This window comes from Myxococcales bacterium (genome assembly GCA_016699535.1).
Classification (GTDB): Bacteria; Myxococcota_A; Polyangia; order Polyangiales.
The window spans coordinates 2,527,420-2,543,763 of record CP064980.1; the positions used below are offsets into that span (position 1 = coordinate 2,527,420).

General features: G+C 53.0%; 15 protein-coding genes and 1 pseudogene. 8 read left to right on the top strand and 8 right to left on the bottom strand.

Going from position 1 to position 16,344, the window contains the following annotated elements; all coding sequences use genetic code 11:
• Window positions 1–78: 78 nt before the first annotated feature.
• From IPJ88_11985 to IPJ88_12015, 7 genes and pseudogenes are all read right to left on the bottom strand, one after another.
• A pseudogene (locus IPJ88_11985) lies at window positions 79–636 on the bottom strand (riboflavin synthase).
• Window positions 637–638: 2 nt separating this feature from the next.
• Window positions 639–1,724, bottom strand: coding sequence for a bifunctional diaminohydroxyphosphoribosylaminopyrimidine deaminase/5-amino-6-(5-phosphoribosylamino)uracil reductase RibD (gene ribD, locus IPJ88_11990; protein QQR88937.1), 1,086 nt, complete (start codon window positions 1,722–1,724; stop codon window positions 639–641).
• On the bottom strand, window positions 1,721–2,191 hold the full coding sequence (gene nrdR, locus IPJ88_11995; GenBank protein QQR88938.1) for a transcriptional repressor NrdR: 471 nt from the start codon (window positions 2,189–2,191) through the stop codon (window positions 1,721–1,723). The genes ribD and nrdR overlap by 4 nt, the downstream gene beginning before the upstream one ends.
• A gap of 7 nt (window positions 2,192–2,198) precedes the next feature.
• Window positions 2,199–2,753 (bottom strand): hypothetical protein, encoded by a 555-nt coding sequence (locus IPJ88_12000; GenBank protein QQR88939.1) that lies wholly within the window; start codon window positions 2,751–2,753, stop codon window positions 2,199–2,201.
• The gene (gene mnmA / locus IPJ88_12005; GenBank protein ID QQR88940.1) at window positions 2,746–3,810 is read right to left on the bottom strand and encodes a tRNA 2-thiouridine(34) synthase MnmA; all 1,065 of its coding nucleotides are present in this window, start codon (window positions 3,808–3,810) and stop codon (window positions 2,746–2,748) included. Before mnmA ends, IPJ88_12000 begins: the two co-directional genes overlap by 8 nt.
• A gap of 252 nt (window positions 3,811–4,062) precedes the next feature.
• A complete protein-coding gene (locus IPJ88_12010; protein ID QQR88941.1) occupies window positions 4,063–5,193 on the bottom strand; it encodes a cysteine desulfurase in 1,131 nt (376 codons plus the stop codon).
• Window positions 5,194–5,223: 30 nt separating this feature from the next.
• The gene (locus IPJ88_12015) at window positions 5,224–6,465 is read right to left on the bottom strand and encodes a response regulator (GenBank protein QQR88942.1); all 1,242 of its coding nucleotides are present in this window, start codon (window positions 6,463–6,465) and stop codon (window positions 5,224–5,226) included.
• 206 nt (window positions 6,466–6,671) lie between these two features.
• On the opposite strand from IPJ88_12015, the gene IPJ88_12020 reads away from it, so the two are divergent.
• The 8 genes from IPJ88_12020 to IPJ88_12055 all read left to right on the top strand — a co-directional run bounded on the left by IPJ88_12020 (window position 6,672) and on the right by IPJ88_12055 (window position 15,736).
• Window positions 6,672–8,162 (top strand): hypothetical protein, encoded by a 1,491-nt coding sequence (locus IPJ88_12020; GenBank protein ID QQR88943.1) that lies wholly within the window; start codon window positions 6,672–6,674, stop codon window positions 8,160–8,162.
• Window positions 8,163–8,267: 105 nt separating this feature from the next.
• Entirely contained in the window at window positions 8,268–8,924 is a 657-nt protein-coding gene (locus IPJ88_12025) for a hypothetical protein (GenBank protein ID QQR88944.1), read from the top strand.
• Between the two features lie 29 nt (window positions 8,925–8,953).
• Window positions 8,954–9,871 carry a hypothetical protein gene (locus IPJ88_12030; protein QQR88945.1) on the top strand — a complete coding sequence of 306 codons (918 nt, stop codon included), beginning with the start codon at window positions 8,954–8,956 and terminating at the stop codon, window positions 9,869–9,871.
• Between the two features lie 85 nt (window positions 9,872–9,956).
• The gene (gene rfbB, locus IPJ88_12035) at window positions 9,957–11,006 is read left to right on the top strand and encodes a dTDP-glucose 4,6-dehydratase (GenBank protein QQR88946.1); all 1,050 of its coding nucleotides are present in this window, start codon (window positions 9,957–9,959) and stop codon (window positions 11,004–11,006) included.
• Window positions 10,985–11,941, top strand: coding sequence for a flippase-like domain-containing protein (locus IPJ88_12040; protein QQR88947.1), 957 nt, complete (start codon window positions 10,985–10,987; stop codon window positions 11,939–11,941). Before rfbB ends, IPJ88_12040 begins: the two co-directional genes overlap by 22 nt.
• A gap of 22 nt (window positions 11,942–11,963) precedes the next feature.
• On the top strand, window positions 11,964–12,785 hold the full coding sequence (locus IPJ88_12045; protein QQR88948.1) for a hypothetical protein: 822 nt from the start codon (window positions 11,964–11,966) through the stop codon (window positions 12,783–12,785).
• A gap of 3 nt (window positions 12,786–12,788) precedes the next feature.
• Window positions 12,789–13,733 (top strand): methyltransferase domain-containing protein, encoded by a 945-nt coding sequence (locus IPJ88_12050; GenBank protein QQR88949.1) that lies wholly within the window; start codon window positions 12,789–12,791, stop codon window positions 13,731–13,733.
• A complete protein-coding gene (locus IPJ88_12055) occupies window positions 13,730–15,736 on the top strand; it encodes a hypothetical protein (GenBank protein ID QQR88950.1) in 2,007 nt (668 codons plus the stop codon). The genes IPJ88_12050 and IPJ88_12055 overlap by 4 nt, the downstream gene beginning before the upstream one ends.
• 21 nt (window positions 15,737–15,757) lie before the next feature.
• Here the strand turns inward: IPJ88_12055 and IPJ88_12060 are convergent, their stop codons facing one another.
• Window positions 15,758–16,036, bottom strand: a complete 279-nt coding sequence (locus IPJ88_12060; GenBank protein ID QQR88951.1) for a hypothetical protein — start codon at window positions 16,034–16,036, stop codon at window positions 15,758–15,760.
• Window positions 16,037–16,344: the final 308 nt, after the last annotated feature.

The window sequence follows — 16,344 nt, forward strand, 5'->3', positions numbered from 1 at the left end:
AGCGCGATGGAGGTGATAAGCTTTGGTAAGAGGTGTTTGAGCATTCGATAACTTTGTGGCTTCGATGAAGCGCGCTGCATACCTTGCGAGGATATCGACTTCGACATTGACGACCCCGCCCTGGGCGAGCTTTTTAAAGCATGTGTGCTCCAGCGTATAGGGCACTAGCATCACTTCGAAACGATTTTGCCTCACTTCGTTGACGGTGAGGCTTACGCCATCAAGTGCGATGGAGCCCTTTTTCGCGACAAAGGGGGCAAGCTCGTTCGGGATTTCAAACTCGAGCTGAGCATTTTGACCCACCGGGGTTGCGCTTATCAAATGTGCTTTTCCATCGATGTGGCCGGTGACAATGTGGCCGCCTAGGCGGTCGCTGGCGCGAAGGGCTCGTTCAAGATGAAGCTGCGTGCCGACTTGAACGCTTTCTAGGGTCGTCAAACGAAGCGTTTCGTTGGATGCTTCGGCGCTGAAGTGCATGCCATCGATGGCGGATACGGTAAGGCAGGTGCCATTGACCGCGATGGATTCACCCAGCACAAGCGCATCGAAGCTGCTTTTGATCGTGATTTGCAAGCCCTCCGGGATAGTTTTGCACGAATGCAGCTCGCCAAGGCTTTCGATGATGCCGGTGAACATGGCTACAAGGCTCCTTCGAGCAAGATATCCTCGCCGATTTGCGTGACGCGGCTGTGTTTGAGGCGCAAGACATCGTCCATGGTGCGGGTGTCTTGCACATCAAGCAAGGGCATGGCGTTTTTGTCGGCAAACAAGATGGGGGCGATAAAAAGCATCACGCGGTCGATTAGCTTTTGCTTCATAAAGGCGCTGTGCACACGGCTGCCACCTTCGATAAGAACATGCATGTAATCGCGACGACCCAGTTCTTCGAGCACCTCAGCAAGTTTTAATCCGCCCTCCTCGTCTTCTGCGATTTGAAATAGCTCGGCGCCGGCTTCAAGCAAAGCGCGCTCATTCTCGATGCTTGCTTTTGGGCCATGAAAAATCAGGCAAGGCTTGGGCGAAGAGCTAAGAATTTTGGCTTGTGGTGGCGTTTTTAGAGTGGGATCGAGCACTGCGCGCAAAGGCTGCGGCGCATCGCTGTCTCGTACGTTGAGTTCGGGATCATCGGCAAGCACAGTCTGCACGCCGACGATGACGCATCCTGTCTCTGCGCGTTTGTCTCGTGCAAGTTTTCGCGCTGCTTCGCCCGTGATCCATTTCGATTGGCCGTTTGCGGTAGCGATGCGACCATCCAGACTGAGCGCGGCTTTGAGGGTGACCAGCGGGATGCCGGTGGTGTAGTGCTTCTTAAAGTCAGCCACGAGCTCTTCGGCTTCGGATTGGCATACACCGAGCTCGACTTCGAGGCCGGCTTGTTTCAAACGTTCATAACCGGAGGGCAGTCGATTGGCTGGATCAAGGCAGCCGATGACGATGCGCGCGATGCTTGCTTCGATGATAGCATCGGTGCAGGGTTGCGTACGGCCGTGGTGGTTGCAGGGCTCGAGCGTCACGTAAAGCGTAGCGCCTTTTGCGGCCTCCAACGAGCCTTCGAGCGCAGCGACTTCGGCATGGGCAAGGCCCACTTGTTTATGAAAGCCTGTGCTCAGCACCTTCCCGTCTTTGACCAGCACGGCTCCCACATGAGGGTTGGGACTGGTAAATCCACGCTTGGCTTCGCGAAGGGCAAGCTGCATCATCTCTTCATCAAAGGAAGCGCTCACTGTGAACCCTCCGGTGGATCGTCGAGCAAATGCGATAATGCGCCCATGAACTCGTGGATGTCTTTGAAACTGCGGTACACGCTTGCAAAGCGAACGTAGGCGACTTGATCAATGTCGCGGAGTTTTTCCATGAGTTTTTCACCGATGAGCGATGAGTGCACTTCTTTTTCGCCGAGTTCAACAAGCTCGCGCTCAACTTGGCTTACCAATTGATCCAACGCTTCGCTTGAAACGGGGCGTTTCTCGCAAGCACGCCGCAGTCCTGATAAGACTTTCAAACGATCAAAGGGCTCACGACGGTCATCTTTTTTGATCACCAGAGGCAGGACTTGCTCGACGCGCTCGTAGGTGGTGTAGCGTCTTGTGCAGCCTTCGCATTCACGCCGGCGCCGCGTGACTTCGCCGCCTTGCGATAGTCGCGAGTCCATGACTCTGTTTTCAAGCACACCGCAAAAAGGACATTTCATAAATACCTTAAGGAAAACGTTGGGCGGGTTTGCCGCGGTTGTAGATGAAACGGAAGTAGCCGGAAAGATCCGCGTAGTTGTCGTCTGGAGTTTCGGAATTCTCAAAATGCAGGGCATCCAGCACGGCATCAATGCTGACTGCGTCTTTGTCTTCTTCAGGAGCGTAGATAGCGTTGAAGGTGATGGTACCCGAGGTGGCATAGAGTGAGACGGGTGTTTTCCTGCGTTCGACGGGGCAAGTTTCGTTGAGAAAAAGAACCGCTTCCCAAAGCCCGTCGTCTACGGTCAGGGGTTGTTCGAGCATGTCGTTTTGAAGAGCGCTCGCATCGTCAATGTAAATAAACATGCCATCGCTGCGGATTTGCAAATCGCTGCCGTGCTGAAGCAGGATATCCAGCCGCTCCTCGCGGGGCTCGGCCGAGAAAAAATTGGGATCGAGATGGTATGTTCCCTGTTTGTTGCAATCTTTGAGCGCGATTTGCCCGTCGATTTCGCCTTCGCCCTCGCCCACTGCGCATCCTAAACCAACGAAAAGCAAAACCAAAAGGCAGCTTTTAGGCAATGTAGCCTCCTGCAAGTACCGCATCGTCTTTATAAATCACCGCGGCTTGCCCTGGCGTAATCGCAAATTGTTGCTCGTCAAACTCGGCGATAAAGCCATCGCTGGTGGGCTGCACGCGTGCATCACTTGGCTCGTGCCGATAGCGAATGCGAACTTTGGCGCGAAAGGCGTGTTCGGGTTTAGGAACAAGCCAACTGACTCCTTCGGCGCGAACTTCTTTTGCGCCCAAGCTGGAGCGCTCGCCGACAACCACTTTGTCTTCTTCGGGCAAGATACGTAGCACGTAGCGCGGCTTACCGCCTCCGAGACCCAGGCCTTTGCGTTGTCCGACGGTGAAGCGATGAACGCCGTCGTGCTCTGCAAGGGCTTGGTTGTTTTCATCGACAATGGTGCCGCTCTTTGAAAGAGAACGCTGGCGGTCGACAAAGCCGCCGATGTCGCCGTCGGGCACAAAGCATAGCGATTGGGACTCAGGTTTCGTTGCGTTGGGTAAGTTGTACTTTAGGGCAAGCTTTCGCACTTCGTCTTTGGTGAGCTCTCCAAGCGGAAAAAGCATGCGCTCAAACACAAAGCTTGGCACCCCGAACAAAAAGTAGCTTTGGTCTTTGTTGTAGTCGCGGCCACGCAGGATGGTGTTAACTTTGTCGCCGTCATGTTGCAGTCTGACGTAGTGTCCGGTAGCGACATGACTTGCGCCAAAGGCATCGGCCACTTCAAGTAAACGGGTCAGTTTGACGTGTTGATTGCACGAGACGCAGGGAATGGGCGTGCGGCCTTTGATGTAAGTATCCAAGAAAGGATCAACCACGGTGTTTCGGAAAGCTTTGCGTTCATCGAGCACGTAATGTGGAATGCCCAAATGATCACAACTGCGCCGAGCATCGTCGCGGTCTTCCGGTGCGCAGCATTTGCCAACTTGCTCGCCTTTACCAGCATCCCACAAGTGCAAGGTGACACCGACCAAGTCGTAACCCTGCTCTTTAAGCACGGCAGCGGCCAGCGAAGAATCCACTCCGCCGCTCATTGCGACCAAGACGCGTTTGATTGCTGTGCCCATCTACACGCTAACTGCGATGTTTAGTAGCGAAGATCAAGCCTTTTTCGTTCGAGGCGCGCTTGAGTTTGTTGTTTTCGCGTGGCATCGGCTCGGGAAAACCGGAACTGCCCAAAATTACAGTATACCACAAACTCGAATTCTTTTGAATAGAAAGCCGGAATCTCAAAGGATCACGGCGAAATCTGCATAGTTTTCCATGGCTTATTGGGCAAAGTTGCGTCTGCTGGCACGCTTGCCGCTTAAAGCTGAAATTTATTTGAGTTTCTTCTGCTGCATGCGCTCGATCACTTGGCTGAGTAAAGCTTTGGCGCTTTGGACTTCGTCTCTGCTGGTTATGGGCGCAAGGCTCATGCGCAGCGCGTTCTCCGAGCGCCAGGCTTCCTCGGGGTACATGGCACGCAAGATGGCCGAGCCAGTGGAAAGGCCCGATGTGCAAGCCGATCCGCCAGAAACGCACAATCCTTCGATGTCGAGCGCAGCAACCAAGAGCTCGCCTTTAAGGTCCGGGAAGCTTGCATTGCAAACGGTGGGGACGCGTTTGCTTTGCTCGGCGTTGATGTGTGCGCCAAGGGATTTGACATGGGCTTCAAGATCATCGCGCAGCACCCTAACCTCTTGCATGGCAGCGAGGCGGTTTTCAATATCGTTCATGGCTGCTCCAAATCCCACGGCGGCAATGACATCGTGACTGCCTGGGCGGCGGCCGCGTTCTTGTGAGCCGCCCTCGAGGAGCGATGTGAATGGTGCATCCCGTCTGATGTAAAGCGCACCGGCGCCACAGGGGCCGCCGATTTTATGCGAAGCGCAAGCAAGCGCGCTTATTGGAAGCTTTTCGATCGAGACAGGGATTTTGCCGACGGCCTGAGTGGCATCAACAAAAAACGGAAGCTTTTTTTCTTTGCATACCTCAGCGTAGTCGGCGATGGGAAAGATGCTGCCGCATTCATGGTTGACCCATTGGATAGCAACAAGTTCGGTTTCTGCTGTGATGAGTGCGGCTAGCTGCTCGGCCGAAGGGGGGATGCCTTGAGGGACAGGCAAACGTGTTACCTTGCTGCCTTGTTCGTGCCAGCGTGTGGCGGTGGCGCTGACAGCGGGATGCTCGATGGCGCTTACGATCACGTGTTTGGGACTAAAACCTGCTAGACCGATAAGTCCCAAGTTGCATGCTTCGGTGCCGCCTGCGGTGAGGACGATGTCGGCGGATGCAGCGCCAAGCGCTGTTGCGATTTGAGAGCGAGCTTTTTCAAGAAGAGCTCGCGCACGCTGGCCGGCTTGATGCACGCTCGACGGATTCGCCCAACCAAGTTTCTCTGCCTCGTGCATGGCTTGTAGAGCAAGATGGCTTGGAGGCGTGGCTGCATGGTGGTCAAAATAAATCACGGCACATGCTTATAGTAAAAAAAGCTAGCCTTAGACAGGTGCCGAGGCGGGGTTTTTTCGCGTATCCATGGGTGGGGCCTCCGGTGAGACCCATAAACGCACGCAAGTCCCCTTTAAGCGCAGTCCAGCGACGGCTTTGTCAGGAGGACTTTGGATGTCGATGTTCCCTCCAAGGCCTTGGGTGACACGTTGGGCAAAGGCCAGGCCGAGTCCGACACCGCCGTGACTGCGTGTTGGAGAGCCATCGGCTTGGTAGAAAGGCTCGAGGATTTTTTTGATGCGTTCCGGATCGACGCCTGGGCCAGCATCGGCTACTTCAAGGACATACTGTCGGCCTTGTTTGCTGTGATCTTCGAAGACTTGCAGCGCTATTTTCCCTCCAGGAGGCGTGAATTTTACGGCGTTGTCGAGCACGTGGATGATGGCGCGAAAGAGTTTGTCGGAATCGCCTCTGGCGGGCAAATCGACCGATGGCAGTTCGCTGATGATACGCACGTCGCCGTCTTCTGCGCGGGAAAGCGTCTCTTCGATGGCGCGTTTGACGAGCTCGCTAAAGTTGTATTTGCGGTCGTAAAAATGCATGCGTCCCGTTTCAAGGTGACTCATGTCGAGCAAGGTATCGATCAGAAAACGCAGCCTCTCAGTGGAAGCGCTCATGGCGTTTAGGCTCTTGAGTTGCAAGGGGGTGAGTTTACCGAGTTGCCCTTCGATGAACAAACGAAGGTAGCCCATGATGGGCGTAAGCGGAGTGGCTAGCTCGTGGGTGATGTTGCGCAAAAACTCGCGCCTAAGGCGTGCAAGTTCTTCGAGGCGTCGGTTGGCTTCCGAAAGCTCAATGACTTTTTCTTCCAAGTGTCGAACGATTTTTTGAGAGCGCAAGCGCAATGTTTCGGTGCCGCGATGCTCTTTGTAGACCGAGATGTTGAGCATGGCTTCGATGGTGCTCGCTAAGGTCTTGGCATCAAGCGGTTTCTTTAGATTGCCATCGGCGCCGACGGCCAGGCTGGCACGTTCGTCGATTTCGGTGGCCGCGGCAATGACGGGCACGCCATCAAGCTCGGCGATTCCCCGTAAGCGCAAAGTGACCTCGTAGCCGTCGAGATCAGGCAGGTCCATGTCGAGCAGCACTAAATCCGGGCGCTTTTCTTGAGCGAGGGAGATGCCTTCGAGCCCCGTTTTCGCAGCTTTGACTTCGTGACCGGCTGTTTGCAGGCTTTTGGCAACGAGGTCTCGATCCTCAGAAGCGGCATCTATATGTAAAATTAAGGCCATTGCAGGAAGATTACATTCCTTTGTTAAAAATGTCGCAAAAGTAGAAGAACAAAGCTTGGGGCCATGTTTTTGCCGGCTTGTATGGTAGTTTTTTTGCGGGATTCGCGAGCGGGGGGGGCCATCCCATCCCTCCCGGTCTTTGCTGGATCGGCCAAGTGCGATTGAAATGCTTGAAGCTCTGCTCAAGGGACTGTAATCCTTCTGCCATGCGCCAGGATTTGGGCAATCGACTGCTACGGGCAGGTCTCATTACGCGGGAGCAGCTCTCCTCGGCGCTGGCACAAGCTCAGCTTGAAGGCGGAGGCCTTGCTATAAAACTGGTGCAAGGCGGGTTGAACGAGGAGACCTTGGCTGGGGTGTTTTTGGCCGATGGCTACGGCCCGCTGGTTGGAATCGAGGAGCTCGCGACTGCAGACGGTAACGCGGTAAAGCGTATTCCCATCGACATGGCCCAGGAGTTTTTGGTGCTGCCGTTTGCGGTTGTTGCTGGTCGTTTGAAAGTTGCGATGGCCGATCCATCCAATTTCCATATGGTTTCCGAAATTGCGTTGGCTGCCAGCATGGAGGTGATCGCTCAGGTTGCCTATGTTTCGGATTTGCGTGTGGCGATTGAACACGTGCACCAAAATGCCGACACCTTTCAAAGCAGTTCTCCAGGAGCTTCAACGTCGCCGCCGGTGCAAAATCCATCGTGGCTGCAAGGACACGTTAACGCCCCTTCTTTTCCGTGGGTTGCGCCTCAGTCTGCAAGTGCGCATGCCGAGCGCGGTATCGATTCTATGGTAGGCGCGGCGCACCGGCCTGCTCAGCGGCCGCATGCATCCCCATCCGTACGACCGAGTGGTTTTAGCGATGAGCATCTGTTTATTCCACTCGCGGCAAGTCAGCATGGCAGTTATGCGCCCCCATCCAGGGAAAGTGTTTCGCGTTTTCCTGGGCCGCCACCGAGCGTTTTTGGTCCTGAAGAGACCGTTTCATACAATCCTCCGCCGGCCCCGGTGATGCCTAAAAAAGTAGTGGCCAAAGCTCCGCCCCCGCCTGCTGGTTCGTCTTGGTCCGACGTGGTGCCGCAGCAAAATCAGGCGCCTCAGCCCTCAAGCGAATCTGTTGCGCCAGCGATCGAGCATGCGGAAGATGACAGAGCGGTTGTGCCTCGGCGACGAAGGCATAGCAGTCTAATCGGTCAGCGCTTAAAGTCGCTACGGCCGACTCCGACACCTGTGCCCCCTGATGCAGGGCCAACCTTGGCTAGCATTCGCGCGAGTCGTGACAGCGATCAGGTCCTAAGGTTTGCCTGTTATGGCGCAGCAGCGGTAGCAAATGCAGCAGTTGCGATGGTGCTCCGCAAGGGAATGCTTGAAGGGCGCGAAGCAGCAGGCCTCGGTGTGCCTAAAGAAGCGATTCGTAAGATTTGGATTCCCACAGAAAGCCCGTCGGTGTTTCACGAAGTGCTTAGCAGTGGAGAGAGCTACCATGGACCTCATGGCCAGAGCGCTGCGGATATTTTGTTTCGCACTGCGACAGGCAGCACTGGACAGGAGCTTCTGGTTGAGCCGATGTTCTTGCACGGACGCATCGTTGCGCTTTTGTGCGTGGATGGCGTGCGTTTCGAAGGTCTCGGTAAAGAACGCGTGCGTACCTTGAGCTACGCTGTGTCTGAGGCGCTTGCTCGGATACTCATGACTCAGAAGCCATGACTCAGTCAAAAACAATTTTGAGGCTGCCCTACCTTTATCTTGGTTTAGGCGTGCTGCTCCTTGCGGCTTTTTTTTCATTGTCGCAAACCGCCAATGGGATCGAGATTGGTTTTTTTTCCAAGTTGGACACGTAGCACTGCCGGTGAAGTCCAGGCCTGGTTGGGCTATGTGTTTTTCCTGCTTCCCGCTGGAGCGTGTTTTGCCTTAGGGATCAGCCCCTTTATTGAAAAGACGGTGCTTCGCGCTTTGAAGGGTCTCGATGGCTTTTGTTCTCGAAGGGCCCTTGTCCTTGCACTTGGCATGAGTGTGATGCTTGCCGTGGTAGCAAGACTAATAAACATCTACGTCTTTCGAGAGTTTCCTTTTACCGACGATGAATGGGGGATTCGCTTTGGTGGACAGGTTTTGGCTAGCGGACGATTCATGGTGCCGATTCCGCATAGCATTGAAGCGCTGCCCTCCCGCTTTTTGTTTGGCAAAGATGGTTTTTATACTTCCTTTGATTGGCCCGGTGCGCTTGGTGTACCTGCGCTGGGAATTGTCTCAGGGCTGGGCAATGCTGTTTATGCGCTTGTTGCCGGCCTTGTTTGTTTTTTGATGCTGCTTTGCGCAGCCCAGCTATTGAACCGACGTTATGCGGCGCTTGCTGCGTTTTTTTTGCTGAGCTCGCCGATGATGATCTTGATTTCCGGCAGTACGCACGCTCAGAACGCATCGCGTCTGTGGATAGCTTTGTGTCTTTGTAGCTATGCGTTTTTCTAAAACACCCCGCTCGCTTGTGGCCGGTAGCAGTGCTTGGACTGTCGTATGGATGTGCGCTTGGCTTTCGTCCTGTCGAAAGCACGGCCTTGCTTTGGCCCCTGTTGGCGCATGTTATCTATTCAAGATTTCGTGATTACAAGCAGCTTGGTGTTTTTGCATGCAGTGTATTTGTCCCTGTTTTTGTTTGGGCGTGTTATTACAACCAAGTCACCGGGGCGTGGTGGTTGCCGAGCCGTTACGGCGCGAATCAACTTCCAAACATCCCTTCTCCGCATAGCCGCGGAGTGACTGCTGCGCTCGAGAGCACAGGCATTTTTTGGCACCGTTTTGGCGCTAATCTCTCCTACAACCTTCTGATGATTGCCATCTACCTACTCACTCCTCTTGGCATGGTGCTCGTGGGCTTGGGTGCGTTGTGTAATCGCACGACGAAGTTGTTGAGTTTGGGTGTGCTTACAGCTTTTGGTAGCACGATGCTGCATGATGATTCGGGCATTCATGCGGTTGGACCCATCCATTTTTCTGAAGCGGCACTGTTGCTGTTGTTGATCGCATTGTTTGGTCTTCGTTCCTTTGTGGGTTTTGTTTCGCAGCGACGTTGGCCCGTCTTTGCTGTGCTAAGTGCAACGATAGGGAGCATTGTAATCGCTGGCGCCGTGTTTGGGGCTTGGCAAGGACGCGCTCTACGTAAGCAAGCGGGCGTTCATGCTCAGGTTTATGGGTATTTTAGCCAGCCTATGTTTGCGAATGCTGTGGTGATGGTTCCGCCTTACTATGAGGTGAAGGATAAGACTGCCTTGGGCAAACACTACGGTGGCTTCGTGTTTGAATGGCGAAAGCTAAGTCCTGCTCGAAACGAGCGCACAGTTTTTGTTCACGATGAGCCTGATATTCTTCCCTTGCTAAAAAGGATTTTCCGGAACGAAAAATTATTCGCTGTGCTTTAGATCGACGCTTTCTGTCCTGCAAGCGCAGCCAAACGCTATCGAAGTGGACAGAATGAAGCGCTAGTGCTCTGATCGGAACCAAGGTATGACTTTTTTAGTAACAGGTGCGGCTGGCTTTATTGGATCGAATCTCGTGCATGCCTTGCGCACGCAGTATCCAGGCAGCAAAATCGTGAGTCTCGATAAGCTTAGCTATTGCGGCAATCTTGAAAACCTTGCCGATTTAAAAGCAGACCCGCATCACGCTTTTGAGCATGTGGACATTGCGGATCGGGCAGCGCTTGATCAGGTGTTCAAACGACATCAGCCGACGGTCGTGTTTCACTTGGCAGCCGAAACACATGTGGACCGCTCGATCCTTGGGCCGGAAGCCTTTATCGAAAACAATGTGCAAGGAACACTCGTGCTGTTGCAGGCCGCGCATGCACTTTGGGCTGGTGATAGCAGCGCGCGTTTTGTTCATGTCTCAACAGACGAGGTGTTTGGCTCACTTGGCAGTACGGGCTACTTCAACGAAAGCACGCCCTACGATCCTCAGAGCCCCTACTCGGCTTCAAAAGCGGCCAGTGATCATTTGGCGCGTGCTTGGCGCAACACTTATGGCTTGCCTACGATCATTACCAACTGCTCCAACAACTACGGACCCTATCAATTCCCGGAAAAACTTATTCCCGTTGTGATTAGCCGCGCCATCGAAAAGAAGCCGGTCCCGGTGTATGGCCAAGGCCAGAACATAAGAGATTGGCTTTTCGTGGGAGATCATTGCGATGCGCTCATCCTTGCTGCTCAAAAAGGCCAAGTGGGCGAGACTTATTGTATCGGCGGAGATAACGAACAGAAAAACATCGATCTAGTTGGCTTGCTTTTAGACACGGTTGATGAACTCCAAGGCCATGCAGCAGGCAGCAGTCGAGGGCTAATAACGTTCGTGCAGGATCGACCTGGCCATGACCTGCGTTACGCTATTGATGCTTCCAAGATTCAAAAGGAACTTGGCTGGGCGCCACGTACTGAGTTTAAGGTAGGGCTCAAAAAAACCGTTCAATGGTATTTAGATCATCAAGCGTGGTGGATGCGAGCAAAGAGCAAAGAGCACCGAGCTTTTGAAAACGAATGGTACAAAAACCGAGCATAAAAAAAGCGCTAACTTTAGTGTTTCGCTTTGCGATCACGCTGGTGTTTTTGTACTTTGTTTTGAGGTATCTTGACCTCGATTCCCTTCAGAAGACCTTTGGACGAACTCGTTTTTGGATTTTGTCGCTAAGCGTTCTGTGTTTGGGCCTCTCGGTGCTTTTGATGGCCATGCGATGGAAGCGGCTGTTGCAAATCGATGCGATATCGCCAGGCCTTGGCGAGCTCGTTCGCTATTATTTCGAATCGGGTTTTGTGGGGCTTTTTATTCCCACCATCGTCGGGGGCGATGTTTACCGCATCGTTCGGATTACACGCCGCTTTCCGAATGCGGTGCATTCATCGGTCAATGTGAGCATTGAGCGGATTATCGGCTTGTTTTGTTTGCTTGGACTCGGCGTTGCAGGGTTTGCTGCTTTTTCGGTATATGACCTTAGGCCCACGCTTCGCTATGGAATCGTTGCGGGAGGGGCTGGGCTGATTCTGTTAGTGACTTTTCTTCCTTCCCCGATATTGTCTCGGCTCGCAAAACACATCAGCCGTGAAAATAGATTTTACGCGGTTATTTTGCAGCTGAAAAATTATGCATCCAATCCGCGGCTTGTTGTTGCCCTCGTCCTTTTGTCGGTGCTTAGCCATCTTGCAAGCATGGCTTCAACCTACTTTGCTGCAGTTTCCTTGGGCATCGCGCTGAATCCTTTATTTTACATGACGGTGCTGCCGGCGGTTTGGTTGCTCGGCATGGTCCCCTCCTTTGGAGGAGTCGGTCCTCGCGAAGGAGGCCTGGTTTTTGTGTTAGCTCATGCTGGGGTTTCTGCACAAACTGCTGCCGCTGTTGCAGTGCTTACACTCTTTGTGCGCGTGCTTTGGGCTGGTGTGGGTGCGGTGCTACTGGTGACAGGAAACTATTCCTTCCGACCGAAAATGGACAAGGTATAGGGCCTGGGATACGGTTTCGGCCATGGGCCTATCACTACAAGAGCTGTTGAAGGCTACGACCTTTGAAGCCAAGGATCCAAGCGAGCTTGATAGTAAAGCCATGCTCCAGACCATGGAGCGTTATGCGTTTTTGCGCGTGCGTGGCGTGGTTGCCCCTGAAGCTGTGATCAAAGCAAAAGAGGCTTTCAAGAAACGGTTTTCAGCAAAAGATGATCATCCAAGTGTGGGCGAAGATCCGTCTGCTCTTCACGATAACTATCAGAAACTCTCGATTGGTGGTGCGCAGGGTTACGGTGTTTACCGGCCGCGGTGTTTGCGGACTATTTACAACCCCATTTGGGCAGAGGACATCTACGGCATGCGCGAGAACTTTCGCAAGCTTGCCCAAGTTCGCAACGTGCTCTATGGCCTTCCTCTCAACTTTGCGGTTGATAAGATCGATGATGGGATGTGGACGGCTGCGCGCATTCATCACTATCCGGCGGGTGGCGGATTCCTTATTTCCCATAAGGACAATGTCGTGCCGCGTATGCAGGAAGAAAAAGGATATCCTTCTTTTTATCAACTGATAATGGTGATGACTAAAAAGGGGGTTGATTTCCAAGAAGGTGGCGGTTTTGCCGTGATTGATGGCGAGCGCTATTTCTATGAAAGCGAAGTCGAATATGGCGATATCGTTGTTTACGATGGGCGAACAGAACATGGCGTTGGTGATATCGACCCATCAGAAACCTTTGATCAGAATTCCCCCGCAGGCCGCTTGGTTGCCTTTGCGACTTTGTACAAAACCATGTCCAAAGGCGAGAAGGTTTGGCAAGGTGGTTTACTGAATCCTCGAGAATAGAAGATGGATTCGCTGCATGTGGATGAATCTGAGCTTGGCCCGCTTCTAGGGGCGTGCCCGGTTTGTGGTTTTTCTGCAGAGCGAAAGCCCTACGTGCAGTTGCAGAGCCGTCCGGAGGTTACCCTGCTGCGGTGCGATTCGTGTGGAGGAAAAAGTGCATCTCGTTTTCCAAACGAAAGTTTTTTGGCAAGTTTGTACGATCCACAACACTATCATTCGGATTTGATTGAAAGCCCTAGAGCGCTTGCGCGTCTAGCCAGTCATATCGTCAAACACCTTCCAGTTCATCTTCGCAAAAAAGAACTTCGAATCGTTGATTTTGGCGGCTCAGATGGCTCGTTATCCAAGATGGTGTTGGAAAAACTTGCTGCTCAAGGCGGCAGTGGTAAAAGTACGGCTACAGTCGTTGACCTTTATACCAAAGAGAGTTCGGCACAGCTTCGTTTTATTGATGTTGAACGTTTTTGGCAAAGCACGGATCGTTATGATGTGGTGCTTGCTAGCGCGGTGATTGAACACCTGAGCAATCTACCTCAAGTGCTTTCTCAGCTGTTTGAGGTCTGCAGCCCAGGCGGATTGTTCTTTGCGCGCAGTCCGTGTGATGCTCCGCTGCAACGGTTTTTTCCGAACTATCGAGTGAAGTGGCCACGGCACCTTCACGATTTAGGCCCTGAGTTTTGGTCCAAATTTCCAAAGACCTTTGGGATCTCGGGCAAAGTGTTGCGTTCGGCTCCATCGATAGTCGAATCGGACTTTTCCATGCAACCTGTTCGCACCCTCCTTGCAACCGCGTTGAAATTTCCGGCGCATGTTGAGAATGCATTCATCAAGCCACTATTGCGTTATCAAATCAACCAGTGGGATTTAGTGGGCGGCTGGGAGTACTTTTTCCAAGTCGAACGTACGCTGGCTCGGCGCGAGCACCACAAAGACGAGCAATCTTCATGAGGGCGCGCAGCATTTACTTTGCTACAGCGCTCGGTGGCATGGCGATGTTCTTGGCAGCGTTGTTTCCGCTTTCCAACTCGGATGCTTACGGTCATTTAGCGCAAGGTAGACAAATTTGGGAATTGGGCTACGTGCCGTTGCTTGATTTTTTCTCCTATTGGAAGGCTGAACCGCAGGCTTGGCACAATTATGAATGGGGCAGCGATATCGTGCTTTGGAGCCTCTACCATTGGGGTGGCGCCAATGCGGTGGTAGTCGCTAAGCTTTTTCTGTTGTTGGGCTTTGTTTGGCTGCTCTTTCGTTTAGCGAGCTACCGATCTGAGAATCCCGCGGCTACGGCGTGGCTCACTGCTATCCTTCTCATTATTGCGTTGCCTGCTGCGCGAGTACGCCTAAGCGAGCGTCCTCACCTATTTGGTTATTTCTTTGCTGCTGCCCTGCTTTGCTTGTTAAGCATGCTGCTAAACGATAAAGCGAGCAAAAAGCAAGTAGGTCTTGGCTATGCTGCTATCACCGTGTTGCATCTTGTGTGGGTAAACCTCCATGGCTCGCACTTGCTTGGTCCTCTATTGGCTGGCGCTCACTTGTTAGCCGGCGTGAATAGAGCGTGGGTGTGGAAACGGATCTTGCCCGTGTTGGGCCTGCAAGTGCTTGCCTCTTGTGTTTCGCCGTATGGGCCTAAGATATTGCTTGATGCAATCGAGCACGTGCTTAGGCCAGAATACCGCGAGCTCGTCAGTGAGTGGGCGAAAGACTCGGTGGGCTATTCGCGTTGGCATCAGAACAGCGTCTACGGTTTTATGGCCCTAGCTGCTGTGCTGAGCCCTGCCATGTGGCGTGGCTCGCTTCTGTCGCGTGCACGTCTGATATCGGTGAGTATCCTTGCGGTGATGGCATTTCGTTCGCTCCGCTTTCATGCGCCCTTTGTCTTGCTCAGCGCTGGCTTGCTTGCTCCTACGCTTGCATCATGGATAAAGAAAACCTTTCCCTCCTACCACCGACCGGTCTACCTGTCTGCCGCACTCGCGAGCGCTGTGTTTGCAACGCTCGTGATTGTAAACGTCCCGCCTAATTTGGGTTTTGGTTTGGGTCGTCGTGAAAACCTATTACCAGCTGCTACCGGCCGCTATCTTTCGAGGAGGCTAAAGCACGCTCAAGTCTTAGCAGGTATCGACGATGCTTGGTACCTGATGTTCGCCATGCCAACGGCGAAGTTTTTGGTGGATGGGCGAGTGCCTTTTTACGGAGCGGCTTTTGTCTCGGAAGTCGCTGCCTCTTTTGCAACCCCCGCTGCTTTGGAGCAGCTGCTGTATCGCTACCCGAGCACCAATACCATTGTCACGGAGTTCGCCGCAGATGCGCAGGTTGCAGCAACTCAGGCATTGCTTCAGCATCCGGACTGGCAGTTGGTTAATATCGAAAACCACCACGCGGCTTTTGTTCGCAAAAGTCTGAGCACTGGTTTGAGGGATTTGACCAGGCTTCAGCCTCTCTATGATGCGGCGTGGGTGCTGGATTCTCAAACAAGCACCGGCGCTATCCGCCGCGAACTCGATGCGCTCGGTCATGACCCCAATAATCGTTTGTACAAATCCTGGGTTTCGGCGTTGTTGTTGCTGAGACCGCTTGCTCGTGAGGGTGCCCGAGCGGGATTTCGAGCTCCAGTGAACCAAACAGAGCGAGATGCCGCACACAAAGCGATGGCCTTACTCGGTAAAGTCTCCGATGCCATGTATTATTTTCCGATTGTTCATCTTCATCGTGCGATGGCATCGCTTGCTGCATGCGAACTCGAGCAAGTGCCTGCTGCATTGAAGCGGGCACGTCTTGAAGGTGACAACCGAGAAGCTCTGCTTACCGAAATGGAATGGATGTTGCGCGCTGGACAAACAGAAGAGGTCCGAGCTCGTATTAAGCAGGCGATGAACATGCCAGGTTTAAAAAGCGATCCATGGCTTTTGGCACTGTCGAGTCAGATTGATCTGCCTTCCCCTTGTAAGTAAGCTAAAAACTAAGCGTGCTTATTACTCGTAAGTGCAGGTGCGCGTCACCGGATCGCAGGATATGCGCTTTGCAGGAGTTGTATCGTCAATGTCATTTTGGACACTAGGCGGAAAGTCCTCTTCGATTTCAACGATGAAAACCATGCTGCATTGTCCACAGCTTGCGGTTGCAAGACATTCACCAAACTGTAAATCGCAACGGAAACAAAAATTTAGCCCATCGTGTCCACACTCAGGACATGTTGTGGCCATCAAATCGGCTTCCACATCCTGTACCCATTCGCTTTTGTCCTTACTCATAACCCCTCTTTTTTTAAGCCATCTGCTGGCGTCGAAAGAGAAGTTTGCAAAGGTCATGCCGTTTCTTGTTGATTGAATTGATTGAGGAAACCTCCTTGCTGGAACTTGGTTGGCTCTTGAAAGGAGCGCGTTAGAGTCCAGCGCCGCCGCAATGGCTCCATCAGGGCGTTCGTTCAGGGACTCTTGGATGCAAGGACTTTCCGCGAGCTTTTGCGATGCACGCGCACGCGTAGTGCGATCCACCTATCGAAAAACCGATCTCTGCTTTCTTGGGCGCGAATGGTTAACGGAAAAATGCCTGCTTTTTC

Excerpts from the sequence above, each read along its gene's own strand:
- nrdR (QQR88938.1), bottom strand. The coding sequence starts at position 2,191 with ATGAAATGTCCTTTTTGCGGTGTGCTTGAAAACAGAGTCATGGACTCG.
- IPJ88_12040 (QQR88947.1), top strand. The coding sequence starts at position 10,985 with ATGGTACAAAAACCGAGCATAAAAAAAGCGCTAACTTTAGTGTTTCGC.
- IPJ88_12045 (QQR88948.1), top strand. The coding sequence starts at position 11,964 with ATGGGCCTATCACTACAAGAGCTGTTGAAGGCTACGACCTTTGAAGCC.
- mnmA (QQR88940.1), bottom strand. The coding sequence starts at position 3,810 with ATGGGCACAGCAATCAAACGCGTCTTGGTCGCAATGAGCGGCGGAGTG.
- IPJ88_12055 (QQR88950.1), top strand. The coding sequence starts at position 13,730 with ATGAGGGCGCGCAGCATTTACTTTGCTACAGCGCTCGGTGGCATGGCG.
- IPJ88_12060 (QQR88951.1), bottom strand. The coding sequence starts at position 16,036 with ATGAGTAAGGACAAAAGCGAATGGGTACAGGATGTGGAAGCCGATTTG.
- IPJ88_12020 (QQR88943.1), top strand. The coding sequence starts at position 6,672 with ATGCGCCAGGATTTGGGCAATCGACTGCTACGGGCAGGTCTCATTACG.
- IPJ88_12015 (QQR88942.1), bottom strand. The coding sequence starts at position 6,465 with ATGGCCTTAATTTTACATATAGATGCCGCTTCTGAGGATCGAGACCTC.
- rfbB (QQR88946.1), top strand. The coding sequence starts at position 9,957 with ATGACTTTTTTAGTAACAGGTGCGGCTGGCTTTATTGGATCGAATCTC.
- IPJ88_12050 (QQR88949.1), top strand. The coding sequence starts at position 12,789 with ATGGATTCGCTGCATGTGGATGAATCTGAGCTTGGCCCGCTTCTAGGG.